The sequence below is a fragment of the Actinomycetospora sp. C-140 genome, assembly GCF_054796175.1.
This window is the reverse complement of record NZ_JBTWNF010000007.1, coordinates 188,859-213,290: the sequence shown is the minus strand read 5'-3', so window position 1 is coordinate 213,290 and position 24,432 is coordinate 188,859. Positions and strand designations below refer to the sequence as shown.

At 75.8% G+C, this 24,432-nt stretch carries 11 protein-coding genes; 8 read left to right on the top strand and 3 right to left on the bottom strand.

The annotated features are described in order from the left end of the window. Nucleotides 1-68 precede the first annotated feature (68 nt). Nucleotides 69-455, top strand: a complete 387-nt coding sequence (locus ACR9E3_RS14230) for a cupin domain-containing protein (protein WP_460380947.1) — start codon at nucleotides 69-71, stop codon at nucleotides 453-455. A 33-nt stretch (nucleotides 456-488) separates the two neighbouring features. Here the strand turns inward: ACR9E3_RS14230 and ACR9E3_RS14225 are convergent, their stop codons facing one another. After that, nucleotides 489-950, bottom strand: coding sequence for a BLUF domain-containing protein (locus tag ACR9E3_RS14225; protein ID WP_460380946.1), 462 nt, complete (start codon nucleotides 948-950; stop codon nucleotides 489-491). A gap of 418 nt (nucleotides 951-1,368) precedes the next feature. Between ACR9E3_RS14225 and ACR9E3_RS14220 the strand changes: the two genes are divergently transcribed. From ACR9E3_RS14220 to ACR9E3_RS14190, 7 genes are all read left to right on the top strand, one after another. Beyond that, the gene (locus tag ACR9E3_RS14220; RefSeq protein ID WP_460380945.1) at nucleotides 1,369-1,665 is read left to right on the top strand and encodes a hypothetical protein; all 297 of its coding nucleotides are present in this window, start codon (nucleotides 1,369-1,371) and stop codon (nucleotides 1,663-1,665) included. A gap of 117 nt (nucleotides 1,666-1,782) precedes the next feature. After that, entirely contained in the window at nucleotides 1,783-2,826 is a 1,044-nt protein-coding gene (locus ACR9E3_RS14215) for a FecCD family ABC transporter permease (protein ID WP_460380944.1), read from the top strand. Next, nucleotides 2,823-3,920, top strand: a complete 1,098-nt coding sequence (locus ACR9E3_RS14210) for a FecCD family ABC transporter permease (protein WP_460380943.1) — start codon at nucleotides 2,823-2,825, stop codon at nucleotides 3,918-3,920. The genes ACR9E3_RS14215 and ACR9E3_RS14210 overlap by 4 nt, the downstream gene beginning before the upstream one ends. After that, nucleotides 3,917-4,768 carry an ABC transporter ATP-binding protein gene (locus tag ACR9E3_RS14205; RefSeq protein WP_460380942.1) on the top strand — a complete coding sequence of 284 codons (852 nt, stop codon included), beginning with the start codon at nucleotides 3,917-3,919 and terminating at the stop codon, nucleotides 4,766-4,768. Before ACR9E3_RS14210 ends, ACR9E3_RS14205 begins: the two co-directional genes overlap by 4 nt. Nucleotides 4,769-4,853: 85 nt before the next feature. Beyond that, complete coding sequence (locus tag ACR9E3_RS14200) at nucleotides 4,854-5,828, top strand: iron-siderophore ABC transporter substrate-binding protein (protein WP_460380941.1); 975 nt, start codon at nucleotides 4,854-4,856, stop codon at nucleotides 5,826-5,828. A 98-nt stretch (nucleotides 5,829-5,926) separates the two neighbouring features. Beyond that, nucleotides 5,927-7,438, top strand: a complete 1,512-nt coding sequence (locus tag ACR9E3_RS14195; RefSeq protein WP_460380940.1) for a lysine N(6)-hydroxylase/L-ornithine N(5)-oxygenase family protein — start codon at nucleotides 5,927-5,929, stop codon at nucleotides 7,436-7,438. Beyond that, nucleotides 7,435-20,901, top strand: a complete 13,467-nt coding sequence (locus tag ACR9E3_RS14190) for an amino acid adenylation domain-containing protein (protein WP_460380939.1) — start codon at nucleotides 7,435-7,437, stop codon at nucleotides 20,899-20,901. Before ACR9E3_RS14195 ends, ACR9E3_RS14190 begins: the two co-directional genes overlap by 4 nt. Here the strand turns inward: ACR9E3_RS14190 and ACR9E3_RS14185 are convergent, their stop codons facing one another. Together ACR9E3_RS14185 and ACR9E3_RS14180 are read right to left on the bottom strand one after the other, a co-directional pair. After that, nucleotides 20,902-22,650, bottom strand: a complete 1,749-nt coding sequence (locus ACR9E3_RS14185) for an ABC transporter ATP-binding protein (protein WP_460380938.1) — start codon at nucleotides 22,648-22,650, stop codon at nucleotides 20,902-20,904. Next, nucleotides 22,647-24,341, bottom strand: a complete 1,695-nt coding sequence (locus tag ACR9E3_RS14180; RefSeq protein WP_460380937.1) for an ABC transporter transmembrane domain-containing protein — start codon at nucleotides 24,339-24,341, stop codon at nucleotides 22,647-22,649. The genes ACR9E3_RS14185 and ACR9E3_RS14180 overlap by 4 nt, the downstream gene beginning before the upstream one ends. Nucleotides 24,342-24,432 lie beyond the last annotated feature (91 nt).

Genomic DNA, 24,432 nt, shown 5'->3' with positions numbered 1-24,432 from the left:
AGGGCGATTGCGCACGCTCGGTCCCGTCGGCGGCGCCGAGCGGCCCGCCCGGGACCACGGAGGGGCTCATGCGGATCCACAAGGACGACATCCCGCGGACGATCGACGCGCCGGGCGCGATCGCCCGCCAGCGCCAGGACTTCGGCGAGGCGACGGGCTACGGCTCGATCGCGGGTGAGTACTTCTCGCTCGGCGGCGGCGCGGACATCGCCCCGCTGCTCGCCGGGCTGCCCGGCGACAGCTGTCACGCCCCGCACTGGGGCTACGTCATCTCCGGCGAGGTCACCGTCACCTACATCGACGGCACCCAGGAGACCGTCACCGACGAGGATCTCTTCTACTGGCCGCCGGGCCACACCGTGCGCGTCGGGCGCGACGCCGAGGTCATCCTCTTCAGCCCCGCGCAGGAGCACAACGCGGTGCTCGACCACATGAAGACGACGATGGGCGCGTGACCCGTCGGCCTCGTCGAGCCGCCGCGTCCGTGCTCAGGCGGGCGCGGCCGCGCGGGCGTACCCGCGCATCGTCGAGACGACCTCGTCCTGTGCAGCGGTCGTCGGCCGCGGGGCGGCGGGGGAGATGCCGCCCTTGTCGCGGTTCATGAGCAGGGGGATGTCGGGCTCGTCCTCGTCGTCGGACACCCGCGCCATCGACCACCGCCCGAACGCCCGCTCGGCGTCCGGGGACTCCTCGAGGATCGTCAGCCGCTCGTGCCGGGGGTCCTTGCGGATCGTCTCGTAGAGCTCGCGGACGACCGCCTCGTCGCCCTCCAGGGCCTGGACGACGCTGTCGTGCCACACCAGCAGCGCGCCGGTGACGTCGTGCTTGGTGTTGTTCGAGCGTGCGGTGCTGAAGATCGCCCCGAGCTGGGCCTTGCGCTCGTGCGCGGGGATGCGCAGGTGACTGCTGTAGATCAGTCGAAAGCACGCCCCAGGGGCCTGGTCCGCCATCACTTCGCTCCTTCGCCGGGGATCCCCGGCGACGCTAGTCGATGGTGACCGCGACCACACCTGGACGAGCGGGGCGGATGCGGTCCCCGGTCGTGTGCGGTGAGTCACCGGCGAGGGGAGAGCGTTGGGCTCGCCAGGTGTCCCGACGGCTCGTCGGTGCTGCTCCGACGAGGTCAACAGAGGACCGCAAAGGGAGGTAAAGGAGCCCGCGCGGAGCGACTCATGTTACGGAGGGTAGTTCTTCGCGACGACGCGTAACGCCGTCGACATCACCTCGTTGAGTGGAGTCGTCACCGTGTGAGTCGGAATCCGGCCCGCGCGGCGGCGAGGGGGCCACCACGGGCGGACACGTTCGGGGCGTTCCCCGCTCCCCAGAACTGCCACACGAGGAGTCCCTGTGCTGAAGAAGATGGGTGTCGTGACCGCGGGCGTCACGGCCGGGCTGCTGGCCGCCGCACCGTTCGCGTCGGCGACCGAGTGCCACGACAGCGACCACCACGAGTCGAAGCGGTCGCACAGCTCGGAGACGAGCTGCGAGTTCACCGGTGGCAACGCCGGGGCTGGCTCCGACATCAGCGGTGACTCGCTGAGCAACATCGTCACGCAGACGCCGATCGCCGGTAACAACATCGCCAACATCGCGAACTGCAGCAGCTTCCTGAACGACAACCTCAGCCACAACGACCTCACGCTCGTCAAGCTCGGCGAGGCGTAGCTCGTTTCGTCGGGCCCCGCTCCAATCGCGGAGCGGGGCCCGTCGCATGCCCGGCCCGTCCGTCGGCCAACTGTTAGGTTCGCCTAAGCACACCTGCAGTCGACGGAAGGGTGCGCGGTGGGTTCCACGGCCATCGCCGGACGTCCCCTGGCCCGCACGCCGGTGCGGCGGCGGGGACGCCCGCTGCTGGCCCTCGGCCTCGGGCTCGGCGCCCTGGCCGTCGTCGTGGTGCTCAGCATCGCGATCGGGTCCGGACCCACGACGCTCGAGGAGGTGTGGCGCGCGCTGGTGGCGCCCACCGGCTCGCCCGCCGACATCGTCGTCCGGGACCTGCGCTTGCCGCGCACGCTGCTCGGGGCGATGGTCGGCGCGTCGCTCGGGGTCGCCGGCTCGCTCATGCAGGGCCACACGCGCAACCCGCTCGCCGACCCGAGCCTCCTCGGCATCAGCGGCGGCGCGGCGTTCTGCGTCGTGCTCGCGACGACCGTCCTCGGCATCAGCGGGGTCTACGGCTACATCTGGTTCGCCTTCGCCGGGGCGGCGCTGGCGGCGACGATCGTGTTCGCGCTCGGCGCCGCGAGCCGGGGCGGACCGACGCCGGTGACCCTGGCGCTCGCCGGGCTCGCCGTGTCGGAGCTGCTGCTCGCGATCACCTCGGGGCTCGTCCTCGGCGACGGCCCCTCGCTGGACGCCTACCGGTTCTGGTCCGCGGGCGCGCTCGACGACCGCGGCGCCGACCTCATCGTGCAGGTACTGCCCTTCGTCCTCGTGGGCCTCCTGCTGGCCGCGGCGAACGCCCGCGCGCTCGACGTCCTCGCCCTCGGGGAGGACAGCGCGCGCGGGCTCGGGCAGAACGTCACGCGTGCCCGGGTCGTCGGCCTGCTCGCGGTCACCCTGCTCGCGGGGGCGTCGGTGGCGGTCGCCGGGCCGATCGGGTTCGTCGGGCTGATCGCGCCGCACATCGTGCGGTCGCTGGTCGGCCCCTCCCACGGGCGCCTGCTGCCGCTGTCGGCGCTGGTCGGGGCCGTGCTCGTGCTCGCCGCCGACGTGGTCGGCCGGGTGGTCGTGCGTCCCGGCGAGCTCGCGGTCGGCATCGTGCTCGGGATCGTGGGCGCGCCCTTCTTCATCGCCCTCGTGCGCCGGAGGTCGGTGCGGCTGTGAGCACGGAGACCACGACGGACACCCCCCGGTACGACACCGTCGCGGGCCGCCGCTCCCTGCGCGTCGGCCCGGTCTCGGCGGTCTGGCGCCCGCGCACGGCGGCCGTCGTGCTCGTCGGCGCCGCCGTGCTGGTCGTGGTCGGCGCGGTGAGCATCGGGCGCGGCGACTACCCGATCGCCGTCGGCGACGTCCTGCGCGTGCTGTTCGGTGGCGGCAGCCGGGGCGAGACGTTCGTCGTCACCGAGCTGCGGCTGCCCCGCGTCCTCACCGGGGCCCTGGTCGGGGCCGCGCTCGGCATCGCCGGGGCGATCACCCAGGGCGTCGCCCGCAACCCGCTCACGAGCCCCGACGTCCTCGGCGTCACCGACGGCGCCGGCGTCGCCGCGCTGCTCGTGCTGGTGCTGGCCGGCACCGGCGGGTCGGCGGTCGGCCTGCTCGCGGCCCTCGGGCTCCCGCTCGCGGCGCTCGTCGGCGGGCTGCTCGCCGCGGCGCTGGTCGTGGTGCTCGCCTATCGCCAGGGGCTCGACGCGTTCCGCTTCATCCTCGTGGGCCTGGGCATCAGCGTCGCGCTGGTGTCGGTGACGTCGTGGCTGCTCGTGATCGCGAACGTGCAGCAGGCGGGCCTCGCGCTGGTGTGGCTGCGCGGCTCGCTCAACGCCCGGGGCTGGGAGCACGCGCTGCCCGTCGCGGTCGTGCTCGTCCTGGCGGTACCGGTCGCGATCGCGCTGACCTTCCGCCTCGACGCCCTCGACCTCGGCGACGACACCGCGCGGGGCCTCGGTGTGCGGGTCGATCGCACCCGGATCTCGCTACTGGGGCTGGCCGTCGTCCTCGCGGCGTCCGCGACAGCAGCGGCCGGCCCCATCCGCTTCGTCGCCCTGATGGTTCCCCAGGTGTCCCTGCGCCTGACCGGCGGCTCCCGACCACCCCTGGTGGCGTCGGCGATCGCCGGCGCGGTGCTCGTCGTCAGCGGCGACCTCGTGGCGCGCACCGTGCTCGGCGGTGAGGTCCCCGTCGGCGTCGTCACCGTCGTGCTGGGCGCCCCCTACCTGCTGTACCTGCTGGTCCGCCGGACGAGGAAGGACTCCGCGTGAGCGCCGAGACCGAGAGCGCCGTCACCACCGGCCCCGACGACGCCGCACCGGCTGTCCGCCTCCACGCCGAGGGCATCCGGGTCGGTTACGGCGACGCCCTCGTCGTCGGCGGGACCGAGGGGCTGGACCTCGACGTCCTCGACGGCACCGTCACCGCCGTCATCGGCCCCAACGGCTGCGGCAAGTCGACGCTGCTGCGCACGCTCGCACGGCTGCTCGCGCCGAAGCACGGCCACGTCATGCTCGACGGTCGGCGCCTCGACGCCGTCCCGTCCCGTGAGATCGCGACGGTGCTGGGCGTGCTGCCCCAGGACCCGACGGCGCCGGAGGGCATCACGGTCGCCGACCTCGTCGCGCGCGGCCGGCACCCGCACCAGCGCTGGTTCCGGCAGTGGTCGGCCGAGGACGAGGAGGCCGTCGCCGAGGCCCTGGAGTGGACAGGGATGGCCGGGTTCGCCGAGCGGACCCTCGACACGCTGTCGGGCGGGCAGCGTCAGCGGGTGTGGATCTCGATGGCACTGGCGCAGGGCACCGAGGTCCTACTGCTCGACGAGCCCACGACGTTCCTCGACCTCGCCCACCAGGTCGACGTGCTCGAGCTCGTCGCCCGTCTCAACCGCGAGCGCGGCCGCACCGTGGTGATGGTGCTGCACGACCTCAACCTCGCCGCCCGCTACGCCGAGCGGCTGGTGGCGCTGCACCGCGGCGAGATCGCCGCCGAGGGGACCCCGCACGAGGTGCTCACCGAGGACACGGTGCGCGACGTGTTCGGGCTCGAGGCGCGCGTCGTCCCCGATCCCGTCGCCGGGACGCCCATGGTCGTCCCGATCGGGCGATACGTCACATAGCGGACGGTTGACGTCTCCTCGACGTTAGGTAAGCCTCCCCTATCGAGATCACTCTCCGATCGCCGACGATCCACGGAGCGCTTGCATGTCCCTCGTCCCCACCGGAGCGACCGCCCGCCTGCTGGGCGCGCTGGCCGCGGTCCTCGCCCTCGTGCTCGCCGGATGCGGTGGGGGAGGTGACGAGCAGGGCTCCAGCGGGGCGGCTCCCGCACCGGGCTTCCCGGTGACGGTCCAGCACGCCTTCGGGCAGACCACGATCCCGACGAAGCCCACGCGCGTCGTGACCGTCGGCTACAACGACGCCGACTTCGCCCTCGCGCTCGGCACCGTCCCGGTCGGGGTGCGTGACTTCATCGGCGCCTTCGACGAGACCACCCGACCCTGGGCGCAGCAGGCCCTGAACGGCGCGCGGCCCGAGATGGTCGGCGGCAACGAGATCGACATCGAGAAGGTCGCGTCGTTGCAGCCCGACCTGATCCTCGGCGTGTACTCCTACATGGACCGGGCCACCTACGACCGGCTCTCGCAGATCGCGCCGACGGTCGCCGACCCCGTCGAGAACGTGGCCGCGCCCTGGCAGGAGCAGACCCGGATCACCGCCCGAGCCCTCGGCGTGCCCGAGCGGGGTGAGCAGGTCGTGGGCGACGTCGAGCGCCGCTTCGCCGACGCCCGGACGGCGAACCCCCAGTTCGCCGGCAAGAACATCGCGGTCGCGCTCGTGGCCTCGGGTGAGTACAACCTCCTCGGCCGCGACGACGCGCGCACGCAGGTCTTCACCGCCCTGGGGCTGGGCGTCCAGGACACCACCGAGACGCTCTCGACCGAGCAGCTCGGCCGCCTCGACCAGCAGGGCGTCGCGGTGCTCGGGGTGCCGCCGCAGGTGGCGCTGGCCAACCCGCTGTTCGCGAACCTCGGCGCCGTGCGGGTCAACCGTGTCGCGTTCCTCGGCGACGAGGCGTCGCCGGTGGCCGGGGCGCTCGGCTTCTCGAGCCCGCTGAGCCTGCCGTACGCGCTCGACCAGATCACGCCGGAGCTCGCCCGGGTCTACGGCACGACGTAGCCCACGTCCGGCGGCCACACCCCTGTCCCACGCAGGGGTGTGGCCGGTCGTCGACTACGGATAGCCTCACCTAACATCGCGCGACCTCGAGGAGAGCCATGAGTTCGCAGTCGAGCAGCTCGGACGACCCGGAGACCCTGGACGTCCTCGGCGTGGGCTTCGGGCCGTCGAACCTCGCGCTCGCGCTCGCCGTCCAGGAGCACAACGAGCAGTCGCCCGACGACCGGCGGATCCGGGCGTCGTTCGTCGAGCAACAGGCGGCGTTCGGCTGGCACCGCGGCATGCTCATCGAGGGCGCCACGATGCAGGTGTCGTTCCTCAAGGACCTGGTCACGATGCGCGACCCGACGAGCCCGCGGTCGTTCCTCAACTACCTGCAGGGCCAGGGCCGGCTCGCCGACTTCATCAACACCAAGACGATGTTCCCGTCGCGCATCGAGTTCCACGACTACCTCGAGTGGTGCGCCGCCGACGTCCGGCACCTCGTCGCGTACGGCACGCGCGCCGTCGCGGTGCACCCGGTCGTCGGGCGGGCGGACGGCCGCATCGAGGAGGTCGAGGTCGTGCTGCGCGACGTCGCGACCGAGCGGTCGCGGGTGGTGCGCACGCGCAACCTCGTGCTGGCCACCGGGCTGGTGCCGTCGGTGCCGCCCGGCGTCGCACGCTCGCCGAGGATCTGGCACAACAGCGAGTTCCTGCACCGCCTCGCCGCGGTCGACGACGACCCGGACTCGGCGCCGCGGCGCTTCGTCGTCGTGGGCGCCGGCCAGAGCGCGGCCGAGACCACCGAGCACCTGCACAGCCGCTACCCCGACGCCGAGGTGCACTCGGTGTTCTCGCGGTACGGCTACAGCCCCGCCGACGACACGTCGTTCGCCAACCGCATCTTCGACCCCGACGCCGTCGACCACTTCTACTCGGCGCCGGGCGACGTCAAGCAGATGCTCATGGACTACCACGCGAACACCAACTACTCCGTGGTCGACCCGGAGCTGATCCAGGAGCTCTACTCGCGGGCGTACCAGGAGAAGGTGCACGGGCGTCAGCGCCTCCACGTCCACGGCGCCTGCCGGGTCGCGGGCGTCCGGGAGCCCGCCGCGGACGACGCGGACGACGCGGACGGCGGGGCCGACGGGGCCGAGGACGGGGCCGCCGACATCGAGGTCGACATCGAGTTCCTGCCCACCGGGGAGCGGGAGACGGTCGGGACCGACGTCGTCGTCTACGCCACCGGCTACCGGCCGATCGACCCGACCACCCTGCTCGGTGACCTCGGGATGTGGTGCCGGCGCGCGGAGAACGGCGAGCTGCTCGTCGAGCGCGACTACCGCCTCACGACCGAGGAGCCGCTCGACGCCGGGATCTACGTGCAGGGGCCCACCGAGCACACGCACGGCATCAGCTCGACGCTGCTCTCGACGACCGCGGTGCGCGTCGGCGAGATCGTCGCGTCGCTGCGCGGGCGCCGCCCGGCCGCCGCCGCGGCCCCGGCGTCACCGGCACCGCGCCCGCGGCCCGAGGACGACGGCGACGAGCCCGTCGACGGCGGCCCGCTCTCTCCCGACGCCCGCGTCGTGGACCACGCCGGCAACCGGCCGGTGGGTTCGTGAGCACGCTCGACGCCGCCCGGCCCGCGGCGGTCGGGGTGGGCCGGACCTGGCCCGACCGGTTCGCCGAGCAGGTGGCGGCCCGGGGTGACGCCGTCGCGGTGGAGATGGGTGACGAGTCGCTGACCTACGGCGCCCTGGCCGACCGGGCCGGGCGCCTGGCCGCGGCCCTGCGGGCGCACGGCGCGGCGCCCGAGCGGTTGGTCGGGCTCGCGCTGCCCCGCTCGGTCGACCAGGTGGTCGCCCAGGTCGCGGTGCTGTGCGCGGGGGCGGCCTACCTGCCGGTCGACCCCGACCAGCCCGAGGAGCGCATCCGGTTCGTCCTCGACGACGCCGCGCCCGCGGTCCTGCTGACGACGCCGGAGCTGCGCGACGCGCTCCCCCCGGAGTGGCGCGCGCGGGCCGTGCTCCTGCCCGATCTCGACCTCACGGCGACCCCGCCCGCGCCGCTCGACCCGGGCGTGTCGGTCGACGCGCTCGCCTACGTCATCTACACCTCGGGATCCACCGGCCGTCCGAAGGGTGTGCTGGTCACGCACGCGGGCGTCGACAAGCTCGTGGCGACCCAGACCGAGCGGCTCGGCGTCGGCCCCGACGACCGCGTGCTCGCGTTCGCGTCGCCGAGCTTCGACGTCGCGTTCTGGGAGCTGTGCCAGTCGCTGCTCTCGGGCGCCCGCATGGTGGTCGTGCCGAGCGAGCTGCGGGCCCCGGTCCCGGAGCTCGCGGCGTACCTGTACGCCCACGACGTCTCCGTCATGATCCTCCCGCCGGTGCTGCTGGCGGCCATGCCCGAGGACGTCACGCTGCCGCCGGGCGTGCTGCTGGCGGGCACCGAGCGCGTCGCCCCGGAGCTCGTGGCGCGCTGGGGTCGCGACCACCGGATGTTCAACGCGTACGGGCCCACCGAGGCCACCGTGAACTCCACGCTCGGCGAGAGCCACCCCGGCACGCTCGACGGGACGTCGGTCCCCATCGGCGTGCCCGACCCCCTGACCACCGCCCGCGTCCTCGACGCCGCTCTCGCGCCGGTCGCCGACGGGGAGCCGGGCGAGCTCTACCTCGGCGGCCCCGGCCTCGCGCGCGGCTACCTCGGACGGCCGGGCCTGTCGGCGGAGCGTTTCGTCGCCGACCCGTTCGGCGGGCCCGGCGACCGGCTCTACCGCACCGGCGACCTCGTCGTCCGGCACGGTGAGGTCCTCGACTTCCGCGGCCGCACCGACGACCAGGTGCAGATCCGCGGGTTCCGGGTCGAGCCGGGCGAGGTCGAGTCGGAGATGCGATCGCACCCGGGGGTGGCGCAGGCCGCGGCGGTGGTGCGCGAGGACCTGCCCGCCGGGCGGGGGCTCGTGGGTTACGTGGTGCCGGCGCTGGGAGAGGCCGGCGAGGGCCGCGTCGACGAGTGGAAGGAGCTCCACGAGGTCCTCTACACGGCCGCCGACGAGGACGCCGCGCTCTTCGACGACGGCTTCGCCGGCTGGAACTCGACCTACGACGGCACCGACATCCCGCGCGAGCACATGCGCGTGTGGCGCGACGCCGTCGTCGACCGCATCCGCGCGCTGCCCGCGGGGGGGCGCGTGCTGGAGGTCGGCGTCGGCAGCGGGCTGCTGCTCACGGAGGTCGCGCCGGAGGTCGAGCGCTACGTCGGCATCGACCTCTCCGCCGAGGGGATCGCCGCGCTGCAGCGCCGGGTCGACGCCTCCGACGTGCTGCGCGGGCGCGTGGTCCTCGAGACCCGCCCGGCGCACGAGGTCCGCGGCGTCGACGGCGGGCCGTTCGACGCCATCGTGATCAACTCGGTGGCCCAGTACTTCCCCGGCGCCGACTACCTGGCGGCGGTCCTGCGCGACGCCGCGGGGCTGCTGGCGCCCGGGGGCTCGATCCTCGTCGGCGACGTCCGGCACGCGGGCCTGCTGCGCACGCTGCGCGCCGGCGTCGAGACGGCCCGGGACCCCGGTCGCGACCCGGCGGCGCTGCGCCGGGCCGTCGACGCGTCGGCGGCGTGGGAGCCCGAGCTGCTCGTGCACCCCGACTTCTTCCGCGACGTCGCCGACGAGCTGGGCCTCGCCGCCGACGTCGAGCTCGAGCGCACCCCGCACCACGACGAGCTCTCCCGCTACCGCTACCACGCCGTCCTGTACGCCGACGTGAGCGAATTTCGGGGCTATGGCCCCGAAGTTCGCTCACGTCCCTGGACCGGGTCGGTCGAGGAGGTCAGGGAGGCGCTGGCGGCGTCGGACGCCGTGCGTCTGGTCGGCGTGCCGAACGCGCGCCTGATCCCGGACCTCGAGGCGCTCGCGCGGGTCGACGGCACCGCCCTCCCCGACGTGCCTGCCGCCGACCCCGAGGACCTGATCGCGCTCGCCCCCGGTCGCGCGCGGGCGACCTGGGATCCCGAGGACCCGACACGCTTCGAGGTCCTCTACTCCGACGCCGGCCCGGCCTTCCGCGGCGGCGGACCCACCGGCACCACGACCCCGGCGCCGTTCCGCGACGTCGGCGCCCTGACCTCCGCGGTCCGGGAGCACCTGCGCGACCGGCTGCCCGAGCACCTGGTGCCGGCGGCGGTCGTCGCGGTCCCCGCGCTGCCGACCCTGCCCAGCGGCAAGCTCGACCGCGCCGCGCTCCCCGCGCCGGACCTCGCCGCGGAGCTCGACGGCACCGCGCCGCGCACGCCGCGCGAGGAGCTGCTCGCGGCGGTGTTCGCCGAGCTGCTCGGCGTGCCGGGCATCGGCGTGCACGACGACTTCTTCGCCGTCGGCGGCGACTCGATCCTGTCGGTCTCGCTCGTCGCGCGGGCGCGCGCGGCCGGGCTGGCGATCACGCCGCGCCAGATCTTCACGCACCGCACGGTGGCCGGGCTGGCGGAGGTCGCTGCGGCACGCGACGACGGCACCGAGGACGGCGTCGCCGTCGAGCTCGACGACACGGCACGGGCGGCGCTGGGGGACACCGGGGACACCGCCGAGGTCTGGCCCGTCTCCGCGCTGCAGGAGGGCTTCTTCGTCCACGCGGCGCTCTCGGACGTCTACACCGTCCAGGAGGTCGTGCGGCTGCGCGGTCCGGTCGACGCCGGAGCCTGGCGGGCGGCCGCGCAGCGGCTCCTCGCACGACACCCGCAGCTGCGCGCGGGCTTCGCGCAACGTGCCGACGGCCGCGTCGTCCAGGCGATCGCGGAGTCGGTCGACCTGCCCTGGCGCGCGGTCGACCTGCGCGACCTCGACACCCCGGCCGCCGAGCGCGCCCTCGACGACGTCGTCGTGGCCGAGCGCGCCGAGCGCTTCGACCTCGCCCGACCGCCCCTGATCCGCGCCGCCCTCGTGCACACGGGTGACGACACGGCAGCGCTCGTGCTGACCTTCGAGCACATCGTGCTCGACGGCTGGTCGGTCGCGGTCGTGGTGCGGGAGCTGCTCGCGGACACGGGCGAGGCCACTCCTGACACCGACCTCCCCACCCACCGTGCCCGCCACGCCCGCCTCCCCGACCAGGCCGCCGACCTCGCCGCGTGGCGCGACGCGCTGGCCGACCTCGACGGCCCCACGCGGCTGCTCGGGGCGCTCGCCCCTGACGCCGGTGTCGGCGCACCCGAACCCGCGCGCGCCCCCCGCCACCACCAGCGCCGGCTCGGGATCGACGAGCGGACCACCGGCCGGCTCGTCGCCGCGGCCCGGCGCCGCGGCCTGACGCTCGGCACGGTGCTGCACGGCGCCTGGGCGCTGGTGGTGGGGCGCCTCACCGGCTCGCGTGACGTCGTCGTCGGCAGCACGGTCTCCGGCCGCGACGGCGTGCTGCCCGGCGTCGAGGACGCGGTCGGCCTGTTCATCAACACGGTCCCGGTCCGGCTGCGGTGGGCGCCGGGGGAGCCCGTCGCCGACGTCCTCGACGCCCTGCAGGCCCACCGCACCGAGCTGCTCGACCACGACGGCGTCGCGCTCGCGGCGCTGCAGCGCGAGCTGGGGCACGGGGAGCTGTTCGACTCGCTGGTGGTCGTCGAGAACTACCCGCAGCCGGACGGTGTGGAGGCGGTCGACGTCGTCGACGCCGTGCACTACCCGGTGGCGCTGATCGCCGCCGTCGGTCCGCGCCTCGACCTGACGATCAAGCACGACCCGACGCGCGTCGACGCCGCGGCCGCCGAGCTCGTCGTCGCCCAGCTGCGCCGCACCCTCGACCGCTTCGCCGCCGACCTCGACGCGCCGGTCGCCGCGATCCCGCTGCGCGACGCGCCGCCGCGCCACCCCGACACCGCGCGTCCCGTCGAGCCCGCGACGCTCACGTCCTGGATCGCCGACCAGGCCGCCGCGACGCCCGACGCCCCCGCGGTGATCGCCGAGGACGGCACGCTCACCCACGCCGAGCTGGCCGGGCGCGCCGCCGGTCTGGCCCGGCACCTGGCGGGGGAGGGCGCCGTCGTCGGCGTCGCCGTGCCGCGCTCGGCCGACCTCGTCGTCGCCCTCGCCGGCGTGCTGCACGCCGGGAAGGCCTACGTCCCGCTCGACGTCGACCTGCCCCGCGAGCGTCTCGCCGCGGTGATCGCCGACGCCGGGGTCGAGGTCGTCGTGACGACCGCATCGACCGACGCCCTCCCCGACGGGCCCCGCCGCGTGCTCGTCGAGGACGCGGGCGACGCCGACACCCCGCTCGCGGAGCCGGACCCCGACGACGCCGCCTACGTGATCTTCACGTCCGGTTCGACCGGGCGCCCCAAGGGCGTGGTCGTCAGCCACCGCGCGATCGTCAACCGGCTCGCCTGGACCCAGGAGACCTACGGGCTCACCCCGGACGACCGCGTGCTGCAGAAGACGCCGGTCGGGTTCGACGTCAGCGTCTGGGAGTTCTTCTGGCCGCTCGTCACCGGGGCGGCGATCGTCGTCGCGCGCCCCGGCGGGCACCGGGATCCGGCGTACCTGGCCGGGCTCGTCGCCGACGCCGGCGTAACGACGATGCACTTCGTCCCGTCGATGCTCGAGGCCTTCCTCGCGACCGACGAGGTCACCGAGGACCCCTCGTGGGCGGCGTCGCTGCGCCGCGTGCTGGCGAGCGGCGAGGCGCTGCCCGCCGGCGCCGCGGCGCGCTGGCGGGAGCTCACCGGGGTCCCGCTGCACAACCTCTACGGCCCGACCGAGGCCGCCGTCGACGTCACCCATCACCAGGTCAGCGACGTCGACACCGCCCGCGTGCCGATCGGCGCGCCGGTCTGGAACACCACGCTGCACGTCCTCGACCCCTGCCTGGCGCCGGTGCCCGACGGGGTGCCCGGCGAGCTCTACCTCGCTGGCGTGCAGCTCGCCCGCGGCTACACCGGGCGGCCCGGCCTCACCGCCGAGCGCTTCGTCGCGGACCCGTTCGCGCCGGGCCGGCGGCTCTACCGCACCGGCGACCTCGTGCTGCGCCGCCCGGACGGAGAGCTCGAGTACCTGGGGCGCACCGACGAGCAGGTGAAGATCCGTGGTCAGCGCATCGAGCCGGGCGAGGTCGAGGCCGCGCTCGCCGCGCAGCCCGGCGTCGCCCGGGCCGCGGTGACCGTGCGCCGCGACGGCCCCTCGCCGTCGCTCGTGGGGTACGTCGTGGGAGACGCCGACGGCCTCCGGGCGGCCCTGGCCCGGGAGCTGCCCGAGGCCATGGTCCCGGTGGCGGTCGTGGCGATCGACGCGCTGCCCCTGACCGCCAGCGGCAAGCTCGACCGTCGGGCGCTCCCGGCTCCGGAGCTCGGGACGGGGCCCGCCCGCGAGCCCGCGACCGAGGCCGAGCGGGTGCTCTGCGCGATCTTCGCCGAGGTCCTGGGCCGCGAGACCTGCGGTCCCGACGACGACTGGTTCGCCCTCGGCGGCGACTCGATCTCCGCGATCGGCGTCGCGAGCCGGGCACGCCGCGCGGGCCTGGCCGTCGGACCGGCCGAGGTGTTCGCGGGCCGCAGCCCGGCGGGGGTCGCGGCGCGGGTGCCGGACACGGCCGTCGGCGCCGCCCGGGTCGAGGACCTGGTCGCCCCGGTCGCGCCGGAGCAGGTCCGGGCAGACGTCGCCGTCGCCGAGGTGTGGCCTCTCTCCCCGCTGCAGGAGGGCCTGTTCTTCCACGCGGGGCTCGACGGCGGTGTGGACGGCAGCGCCGACGTCTACCGGATCCAGGAGATCGTCGACCTCGACCACCGACTCGACGCCGACCGCCTGCGCGACGCGGTGGCGACGCTGCTCGCCCGTCACGACGCGCTGCGCGCCGGCTTCACCAGCGAGGGCCTCGACGAACCGGTGCAGTTCGTCGCCGCGTCCCTCGAGCCGCCCGTGCGCGTGGTCGACGCGCCGTCCGACGACGCCGTCGCCGCCGCGACCGCCGAGGACAGGGCGGCCGGGTTCGACCTGGCCGCGCCCCCGCTGTTCCGGGTGGTGCTCGTGCGCGGCCCCGCGAGCGACCGCGTCCTGATCTCCCGGCACCTGCTGCTGTGGGACGGCTGGTCGGCGTGGACGGTGCTCTCGCAGCTGCTCGGCGCCTACGCGGGCGAGGAGCTGGAGCCCGCCGGCTCGTACCGCGACCACCTCGCCTGGCTCGCCGCCCAGGACACCGACGCGGCGATGGAAGCCTGGCGGAGCGCGCTCGCGGGTCTCGAGGAGCCGACGCTCGTCGGCCCCGACACCCCTGAGCCGCTGCGGGAGCAGGACGTCGAGCTGGACGCCGACGTCACCGCCCGCCTGCGCGCCCTGACCCGCGAGCGGGGGATCACCGCGCACACCGTGCTCTCGACCGTGTGGGGCCTCGCGCTCGCCGCGGCGACCGGACGCACGGACGTCGTCCTCGGCACCACCGTCGCGGGCCGGCCCGACGCCGTGCCGCACGTGGAGACGACCGTCGGCCTCTTCCTCACGACCGTGCCCACCCGCCTCGTGCTCGACGCCGGCGAGTCCGCGGGCGCGCTGCTCGCGCGGGTGCAGGACGAGCGGCTGGGGCTGCTCGCGCAGGAGTGGGTCGGGCTGGGCGCGATCCAGCGCGCCGCGGGCCGGCGGACCCTGTTCGACACGCTGTTCGTGTACCGCCCCGAGGGCGGCGAGGAGCGCATCGCCGACCTCGCCGACCGCCACGGCGTCACCGCGCTGCGCAACGACGACGCCACGCACTACCCGATGACCTTCATCGTCACCCCGGGCGAACGGATGCGGCTCACGCTGGCCCACACGCTCTCCGACGACGGCGCGCGGGCGTGGCTCGACCGCTTCACCACCCTGCTCGACCAGGTCCTCGCCGACCCCGAGGTGGCGGTCCCCGCGCTGGACCCGCTGCTGCCGGCCGAGCGCGAAGCCGTGACGAGCGGCCGCGACGGCGCCCCGGCGGATCTCGGGAACGTCACCGTCGCGGACATGCTCGCCGAGCGGGCCGCGCTCGTGCCGGACGACCTCGCGCTGGTCTCCGGGAACGTCGCGCTGACCTACCGCGAGCTCGACGCGGCCATCGACCGCACGGCGCGCCTGCTGCGGTCGCGCGGCGCGGGCCCCGAGACCGTGGTCGCGCTCGCCGTGCCGCGTTCCGCCGAGACCGTCGTCGCGCTCTTCGCGGTGCTGCGGACGGGCGCGGCGTACCTGCCCCTCGAGCTCGACCACCCGGCCGAGCGGCTCCGGGAGACGATCGCGGACGCGGAGCCGGTCGCGCTGGTGACGGTCGCGCGGGTGGCCGAGAGGTTCGGCGGGGTGCCCGCGATCGTGCTCGACGACCCGGACGTCGCCGCCGAGCGCGACGCGCTCCCGGCCGGGTCGTTGTCCGACGCCGAGCTGGGCGACTTCGCGCGGGACCGCGCCGACCGCCTCGACCGGCCCGCCTACCTGATCTACACGTCCGGCTCGACGGGCAGGCCCAAGGGCGTCGTCACCCCGTACCGCGGTCTGACGAACATGCAGATCAACCACCGCACGGAGATCTTCGACCCGGTGGTGGCGGCGGCCGGCGGACGGCGCCTGCGGATCGCGCACACCGTCTCGTTCGCCTTCGACATGTCGTGGGAGGAGCTCCTCTGGCTCGTCGAGGGCCACGAGGTGCACGTCCTCGACGAGGAGCTGCGCCGCGACGCCACCCGGCTCGTGGCGCACGCCGACGAGCACGCGGTCGACGTCGTCAACGTGACCCCGACGTACGCCGACGCCCTCATCGAGGAGGGCCTGCTCGCCGAGCGCGGCATGCCCCTGGTCCTGCTCGGCGGCGAGGCGGTGTCCGACACGGTCTGGTCCACGCTGCGGGACACCGACGGCACCCTGGGCTACAACCTCTACGGCCCGACCGAGTACACGATCAACACGCTCGGCGGCGGCACCGAGGACAGCGCGACCCCGACCGTCGGACGCCCGATCACCAACACACGCGCCCACGTGCTCGACCCGTGGCTGCGCCCGGTCCCCGACGGCGTCCCGGGCGAGCTCTACATCGCCGGCACCGGGCTCGCCCGCGGCTACTGGCGACGCCCGGGCCTGACCGCCGAGCGGTTCGTCGCCGACCCCACCGACCCGGCCGGCGGCCGGATGTACCGCACCGGCGACCTCGTGCGGCGCCGCCCGGGCACGGGCGGCGTGCTGGACTTCCTCAGCCGCACCGACGACCAGGTCAAGATCCGAGGGCACCGCGTCGAGCCGGGCGAGGTCGCCGCGGTGCTGACCGCGCACGACGCCGTGGCGCGCGCGGCCGTCGTCGCCGACAGGTCCGGGCCGGGCGGGTCGGCGCGGCTGGTCGGCTACGTCGTCCGCGCCGGTGATCTCGAGGTGGCCGCCGTCCGCGACGACCTGCGCGGACGACTGCCCGACCACCTGGTCCCGGCCGCGCTCGTCGAGGTCGACACGCTGCCGCTGACCGTCAACGGCAAGCTCGACGTCGGCGCGCTGCCGACCCCCGACCTGGCCCCGGCCGGCGGCGGGCGCCCACCCGCGACGCCGGAGGAGGAGACCCTCTGCGGGATCTTCGCCGCGGTGCTCGACGTCCCGCGCGTCGGGCCCGAGGACGACTTCTTCGACCTCGGCGGCCACTCGCTGATCGCCACGCGCCTGCTCTCGCGGGTGCGCACCGCGCTCGGCGCCGACGTGACCCTGCGCGACCTGTTCGACGCGCCGACCCCGGCGGCGCTGGCCGGGCGGGTCGGCTCCCGCGAGCCGGTCGCGGCGCGCCCCGAGCTCACGTCCCGCGAGCGGCCCGGCGCGCTCCCGCTCTCGGCGGCCCAGCAGCGGCTCTGGATGCTCGCGCAGCTCGGCGAGACCGGCGGCTCCGCCACCAGCGCCTACCACTACCCGATCGTGCTGCGGGTGCGCCCGGACGGCGAGGAGCTGGACGTCGACGCCCTCGCCGCGGCCCTCGACGACGTCGTCTCCCGCCACGAACCGCTGCGCACGCTGATCGACGGCGCCACCCAGCGGGTGCTGTCCGAGGTGCGGATCCCTCTGACGCGGGCATCCGCGTCCTCGGAGGACGAGGCCGCTGAGCTCGTCGCGGCCGAGGTCGCGCGCCCGTTCGACCTCGCCCGCCGTCCGCCGCTGCGGGCGACGGTGATCGCGCTCCCGGGTGGTGCTCTCGGGGCCGGAGAGCACCTCCTCGTGCTCGTCCTGCACCACATCGCGACCGACGAGTGGTCCGACGGCCCGCTGTTCGCCGACCTCGCCGCGGCCTACGCGGCCCGGCGCGACGGGCACGCGCCCGTCTTCACCCCGCTGCCGGTGACCTACGGGGACTACGCGCTCTGGCAGGCCGAGCTGCTCGGCTCCTCCGACGGGGGGTCGCCCGAGGCCGCCCGCCAGCGGGCGTTCTGGGCCGACGCGCTCGCGGGCGCGCCGGAGGAGCTGGAGCTGCCGACCGACCGGCCGCGCCCGGCGACGCCGAGCTTCACCGGCGGTACGGTCGCGCTTCCGCTCGACGACGCCGTGGCCGAGGGCCTGCGCGAGCTCGCCCGCGAGCGCGGCGCCAGCACGTTCATGGTGCTGCAGGCCGCCGTCGCGGTACTGCTCGCGCGCCTCGGCGCCGGGGACGACGTCCCGCTCGGCGCCCCGGTCGCGGGCCGCACCGACCCCCGCCTCGACGACCTCGTCGGCTTCTTCGTCAACACGGTCGTGCTGCGCACCGACCTGTCGGGAGCACCGTCGTTCGGCGAGCTCGTCGACCGTGTCCGGGCTGCCGACCTCGCCGCCTTCGCGCACGCCGACCTGCCGTTCGAGACCGTCGTCGAGCACCTCGATCCGCCGCGCGTGCTCGCCCGCACCCCGTTGTTCCAGGTCATGGTCGGCCACCACGTCCGGTCGGGATCGCCGCTCTCGCTGCCCGGGCTCGAGATCACCGAGGACGACGTCGCCGGCACCACGGCGAAGTTCGACCTCGTGTTCTCGTTCGTGGAGGACACCGCGTCCGGCGGCGCGATCACCCTGCACCTCGAGTACGCCGCGGACCTGTTCGACCGCGACTCGGCCGAGCGGATCGCGGAGCGGTTCGCGCGGGTGGCGGGGTCGGTGGTCACGGCGCCCGACGCCCCCGTCGCCGACGTCGGCGTCCTCGCCGACGACGAACGCGAGCGGCTCGCGCGGATCGAGGGCCGCCCCGACGCGCGCGCCGTGCCCGAGGAGACCCTGGTCGCGTCGTTCGAGCGCCACGTCGACACCACACCTGACGCGGTGGCCGTGGCGGACGCCGACCGCGCGGTCTCGTACGCCGAGCTCGACGGGCTGGCCGAGGCCGTCGCCGACCTCCTCGTCGGCGTGGGGCCCGAGGACGTCGTCGCGGTCGCGGTGCCCCGGTCGGTGACGATGGTCGCGGCGGTGCTCGGGGTGCTCAAGCGGGGGGCCGCGTGGCTCCCGATCGACCTCGCGCACCCGCCGGAGCGCCTGGCGCACATGCTGGCGGACTCCGGGGCGGTGCGGGTCGTCGTCACCCCGGCCACGGCCGAGCGGGTGCCGTCCGGACCGCCGCAGGTCGTGCTCGACGGCGTCGAGCCGGCGCCGCGGCGGGACCGCGCCCGCCCCGCGAGCCTCGACGCCGCCGCCTACGTCCTCTACACGTCGGGCTCCACGGGCCGGCCCAAGGGTGTGGTCGTGCCGCACGAGGGCATCGGGAGCCTCGCCGCGACGTCGGTCGACCGCATGGGCGTCACGGCCGAGGCGCGGATCCTGCAGTTCGCCTCGGTCGGCTTCGACGTGGCCGCGTTCGAGCTGACGATGGCGCTGACCCTCGGCGGGCGCCTGGAGATCCTGCCCGACGACGCCCGGGTCGCCGGTCCGCCGCTGACCGACTTCCTCCGCGACCGGCGGATCACCCACGCGATCCTGCCGCCGTCGCTGGTCGCCGCCCTGCCCGACGACTGCGTGATCCCCGACGGCACGACGGTGCTCGTGGGCACGGAGACCGTGCCGCCCGACCTTGTCGCGCGGTGGGCCGAGCGGCTGCGGATGCTCGTCGCCTACGGCCTCACCGAGGCGACGGTGAACTCGACGCTCTGGCGCACCCGCTCCGACTGGTCGGGACCCCTGCCGATCGGCGATCCCGACCCCAACACGGTCGTCCGCGTGCTCGGGCCGCGGCTCGAGCCGGTGGCGCCCGGCGTCGTCGGCGACCTCTGGGTCGGCGGGCGCGGGCTCGCCCGCGGCTACGTCGGCCGCCCCGACCTCACCGCGGAGCGGTTCGTCGCCGACCCGTACGGCGCACCCGGGGCCCGGCTCTACCGGACCGGGGACCGCGCGCGCTGGCGTCGCGACCCCGCGGCGAGCGCGGGCTGGGTGCTCGACTTCCTCGGCCGCGACGACGACCAGGTCAAGATCCGGGGTGTGCGGATCGAGCCCGGCGAGGTCGCCGCGGCGCTCGCCGAGCACCCCGGGGTGGCCCAGGCCGTGGCGGTGGCCGACCGGGACGGGGACCTGGCCCGCCTGGTCGGGTACGTCAGCCCGGCGTCCGGTCCCGTCGACGTGGACGAGGTGCGCGCGACGGCCGCGGCGCGCCTGCCCGAGCACATGGTCCCGTCGCTGGTCGTCGCGCTCGACGGGCCGATGCCCCTGACGCCGAACGGCAAGGTGGACCGCCGGGCGCTGCCGGCGCCGGACTGGTCGGCGCTCGTGACCTCGGCGGCGCCGACGACCCCGGAGGAGGAACGCCTCGCGGCGATCGTGGCCGAGGTGCTGCGGCTCGAGCGCGTCGGCGTCGACGACGACTTCTTCGCGCTCGGCGGACACTCGATGGCCGCGATGCGCCTGGTGTCGGGGGTGCGCGAGGCCCTCGGCGTCGAGCTGGTGGTGCGCGACGTGTTCGAGGCGCCGACCGTCGCCGGGCTGGCCGTGCGGGTGGCCGACGCGCCGCGCGCCCGGCCCCGACCGACGCCGGGCGGGCCACCGGGGGCGGAGGAGCCGCTCGCGCCCGGGCAGCGCCGCCTCGTCGCCGACGGCACGTCCCGGCGCCCCGATCACGCGCTGGTCCTGGACGGGCCGTTCGACCGGGACGCGCTCGCCGCGGCGGTCGACGACGTCGTCGCGCGCCACGAGCCGCTGCGCACGACCGTCGGGGAGGTCCGCCGTGTCGCGGCGCGCGGGCCCGGGCTGACCGAACGCCACGGCGCACTCGAGGACCTCGCGCGCGAGCCGTTCGACCTCACCGCCGAGCCGGCGTTCCGCGCGCACCTGGTCGACGGGCGGCTGCTGCTGGTGCTCGGCTACACGGCGGTCGACGAGTGGTCGGTCGTGCCGCTGCTGCGCGACCTCGCCACGGCCTACGCCGCCCGTCGCCGTGGCGGGGAGCCGGCGTGGGCGCCGCTGCCGATCTCGTACACCGACTACGCGCGCTGGGCGACGGCGCTGCCGGCCCGGTCGCCCGCGGACCGGGACGACCTCGTCGGGCTGCCGACGTCCCTGTTCCACTCCGGCGAGTCCGGTGGGTCCGGCGCGTCCGGTGCCGCGTCCGTGGTCGCCGTCGAGATCGACGCCGGGCACCGGCTCGCGCTCGACCGCCTGGCGCGCCGCACCCGCACGAGCCTGCTCATGGTGCTGCAGGCGGCGCTCGCGTCCGCGCTGACCGCCGAGGGCGCGGGCGAGGACCTGCCGCTGGTGACCATGGACGCGGGCCGGGTGGACGCCGCCCTCGACGACCTCGTGGGGTCGGTCGCCGACCTCATCGTCGTGCGCACCGACACCTCCGGCGACCCGTCGGTCGAGGAGCTGCTCGACCGGGTGCGCCGCGCCGACCTCGCCGCGTTCGCCCACGACACCGCGTTCGCCGACGTCGCCGCGCACACGGGGCTCGCCCGCCCGCCGGTGGCGCTCGTGCACCACGAGGACGTGGGGATGGCCGGCGAGCAGTCGGTGCTCGGCGCGCTCGACGCGGTGCCGACCGGGGCGTCCTCCGCCGACCTCACCCTCGCGTTCTGGGAGACCGCGCCGGGGCGGGCGATGGCGATCGAGCTGATCCACGACCCGGCGGTGGTGGACGACGCCACGGCGCGCCGGATCCTCGACCGCGTGCTGGCGTTCGGGGTCTGATCACCGACCGTCGGCGATGCGGCCGACCCCGGCGGCCCAGAGCTCGGCGTAGCGCCCGCCCGCGGCGAGCAGCTCGTCGTGGGTGCCGAGCTCGACGACGACGCCGGCGTCGAGGACCGCGATCCGGTCGGCGGCGGCCGCCTGGGAGAGGCGGTGCGCGACGACCAGCGCGGTGCGCCCGCGCAGTGCGCGGTCCGCGGCGGACTCGAGGATCCGCGCGCCGGCGCTGCCGGCCTCGGCGGTCGCCTCGTCGAGCACCGCGACGGCCGGGTCGGCGAGCACCAGGCGGGCGAGGGCGAGCTGCTGCGCCTGCGCCGCGGTGAGCGTGCGGCCGCCGGTGCCCACGACCGTCCGCAGCCCGTCGGGGAGCCCGGCCACCCAGCCCTGGGCGTCGACGACGTCGAGCGCGGCCCACAGATCCTCGTCGCTCGCGCCGGGCGCGGCCAGGCGCAGGTCCTCGGCGACCGTGCCGGCGAAGACGTGCACCTCCTGGCTGACCATGGCGACGTCCCCGACCTCCACGCGGCCGGTGCTCGCCCGGTGCACCCCGGCGACGATCGTCGCGAGCGTGGTCTTGCCGGCCCCGCTCGCCCCGACCAGCGCCAGGCGTTCCCCGGGCGCCAGGTCGAGATCGACACCGGAGAGGACTTCGTGGCCGGTGGTGTAGGCGTGGGAGACACCCCGGACCCGGACACGCCCGTCGGGCGACGCCGTCCGGGCGTGGCCGTCGGCGTCGTCGGTGTCCTCGTCCCGGTCCACCACGCCGACCACGCGCGCGAGGCTCGCGCCCGCCGACTGGAGGGTGTCGAGCAGGAAGAGCACCTCGTTGATCGGGGTGAAGAGGTTGATGAAGTACAGCGCCGCGGCGCTGGCCGTGCCGACGGTCGCGGTCCCGCCGCCGACGAGCGCGAACCCGGTCGCGAGCACGGCCGCGACGCCGAGGAACTCGGCGAGGTTGAGCCGGCCGAAGAAGCCGGTCTGCAGCCGGACGACCCGCAGCGCGAGGTCGACGACGTCCGCCGCGCGGGAGCGGACCCGGTGGCCGTGGTCGTCGTGCAGGTCCAGGGCGCGGACGGTCGCGATGCCGCCGGCGGTGTCGAGGAGCTGCTGCTGCTGCGCCCCGCCGACCTCGCGCTGCTCGCGGTAGAGCGGGCTGGACCGGCGCACGTACCAGCGGGCGGTGAGGACCTGCACCGGGACCGCCACGAGCGCGGCGACGAAGAAGCGCCAGTCCAGGAGCGCGAGGCCGCCGAGGCTCAGGACGATCACGAGGGCGCCGCGCGCCATGTCGGGCACGGCCTGCCGCACCGCGTCGCCGACCAGGGCGAGGTCGCTGGTGACCCGTGAGGTGAGGTCGCCGGCACCGGCCTGCTCGAGACGGGCGAGCGGCAGACCGAGCGCCCGGGCGACGAACCGCTCGCGCAGCGCGGCCAGGACCTGCTCCCCGACCCGGGCGATGGCGGCCATGCCGACCACGGCCAGCAGTCCCTGCGCGAGTGCCGCGCCGACGAGGCCCAGTACCGGGTCGGTCACCGCGTCCGCGCCCTGCCGCCCCACCACCACGTCGACGATCCGCCCGAGGAGCGGGGGGACGAGAGTGCCCGCCGCGGCGCTGCCCACGAGGGCGAGGAGCCCGAGGGCGAGCACCCCTCGCCGGCCACGGAGCAGGCGCCCGATCGCCGCCCGCACGGCGCGCGCGTCGGCGACGGGGAGGATGGCCCGCCCCGCGGTCCCGGTGTCCGCGCTCACCCCAGCACCGCCGACCGGTAGACGGGGTGGGACGCGACCAGCTCCGCGTGGGTGCCGGTCGCGGCGACGCGCCCGTCGACCACCAGGACGACCCGGTCCGTGACGGCGAGCAGCGCCGGGCTCGTGGCGAGCACGAGGGTGGTGCGGTCCGTCCGCAGGGCGGCGACGCCCTCCGCGATGCGGATCTCGGTGACACCGTCGATGGCGGTCGTCGGGTCGTGCAGCACGAGCACGGGGGCGTCGGCGGCGAGCGCCCGCGCCAGGGCGACCCGCTGCCGCTGGCCGCCGGACAGGGAGCGGCCCTGCTCACGCAGGAGGGTCTCCGCGCCGTCGGGGAGCACGTCCGCGACCTGGTCGGCCTGCGCGGCGGCCATCGCCGACGCGACCGGCGCGGGGTCGCGGGCGGCCGCGGCGACGTTCTCGCGCAGCGTCCCGGAGAACAGCTCGGCCCCGTGCGCCGCGACGAGCACCCCGCTCCGCGCGGCCCGCGGCGGGTGGGCGGCCAGCGCCCGGCCCTCGACCGTGACGGTGCCGCGCGCCGGGTCGACCTCGCGCGCCAGGCAGGCGACGAGGGCGGCGGCGTCCGCGGGATCCGCCGCCACGACGCCGACCGTCTCCCCGGCCCCGACCACGAGATCGACGCCGCGGAGGGACCCGTGGTGCAGGTCGTGCAGGGCGAACGCGGGCCGGGCGGGGACCGGGGGCGCCGCCGGATCGCCGGCGGCGACGGCGGGGCCGGCGGTCAGGAGCTCGGCGATGCGCGCGGCGGAGGCGCGGCCCTGGGCGATCCGTCCGTTGACCCACCCCAGCATCTGCAGGGGCGTGATGAGGAACTGCGCCAGGCCGACCGCGGCCACGAGGCCGCCGATGCTGATCTGACCGTCCGCGGCGAGGCGGCCGCCGACGAGGGCGACGAGCGCGAGGAAGAGGCCGTTCGCGGCGAGCACCGCGCCCTGGTAGCCGGCTTGGACCCGGGTGGCACCGAGGGTGGCGCCCAGGGCCTCCTGGCTCGCCCGTTCGTAGCGGGCGACCGCGGCCGGGACGGCGCCGAGACCCTTGAGGACGCGCACCCCGTCGACCAGGTCGGCCGCGACACCGGAGGCGCGGGCGGCCCGCTCCTGCTCGGGTCCGCTGCGGCGCTGCAGGGGGACGCCCAGGAGGTGCACGACCAGCAGCAGCGGCGGGGTGCCGAGCAGGATCAGCAGCCCCAGCGGCACGGAGACCCGCACCAGGGAGACCGCGGCGACGAGCATCGCGGCCAGCGCCGCGAGCCCCAGCGGCACGGCGAAGTTCACCACCCCCACGCGCTTGGCGTCGGCGACGGCGAGGTTCGCGAGCTCGCCCGGCAGGCGGCCGGTCTCGGCACCCCCGCGCGGATCGAGCAGGCGGTCGGCGACGAGCAGGCGCAGGCGCTGATCGGCGCGGACGTCGCCCAGCCAGGCCCGCCGGGCGCCCCAGCGGTAGCAGAACGACAGCACGAGGAAGTCGAGACCGAGCACGGCGAGCCAGCGCAGGAGGGCGCCGGTGTCGCCGGTCGCGACGGCCCGGTCCACGACGGTGCCGACCAGCACCGGGACCAGCGCCTCGCCCGCCTGGTGCCCCATGAACAGGAGCGCGGCGGTGGAGACGGGTCCCCGCTGGTCGCGGATCGCCCCGCGCAGCACGCGCGGCCCGGTGATCGGTGCCGTCACGGGGTCAGAGCGTCTCGGACCGACACAGAGGGAAGGCTCACCTCACTCGACGCGGCGGTCAAGCATCCTGGGGAGTGCGCCACATTTCGTA

What these genes read in the sequence shown, in the direction of transcription:
- ACR9E3_RS14225 (WP_460380946.1), bottom strand. Translation starts at nt 950, where the DNA reads ATGGCGGACCAGGCCCCTGGGGCGTGCTTTCGACTGATCTACAGCAGT.
- ACR9E3_RS14195 (WP_460380940.1), top strand. Translation starts at nt 5,927, where the DNA reads ATGAGTTCGCAGTCGAGCAGCTCGGACGACCCGGAGACCCTGGACGTC.
- ACR9E3_RS14200 (WP_460380941.1), top strand. Translation starts at nt 4,854, where the DNA reads ATGTCCCTCGTCCCCACCGGAGCGACCGCCCGCCTGCTGGGCGCGCTG.
- ACR9E3_RS14230 (WP_460380947.1), top strand. Translation starts at nt 69, where the DNA reads ATGCGGATCCACAAGGACGACATCCCGCGGACGATCGACGCGCCGGGC.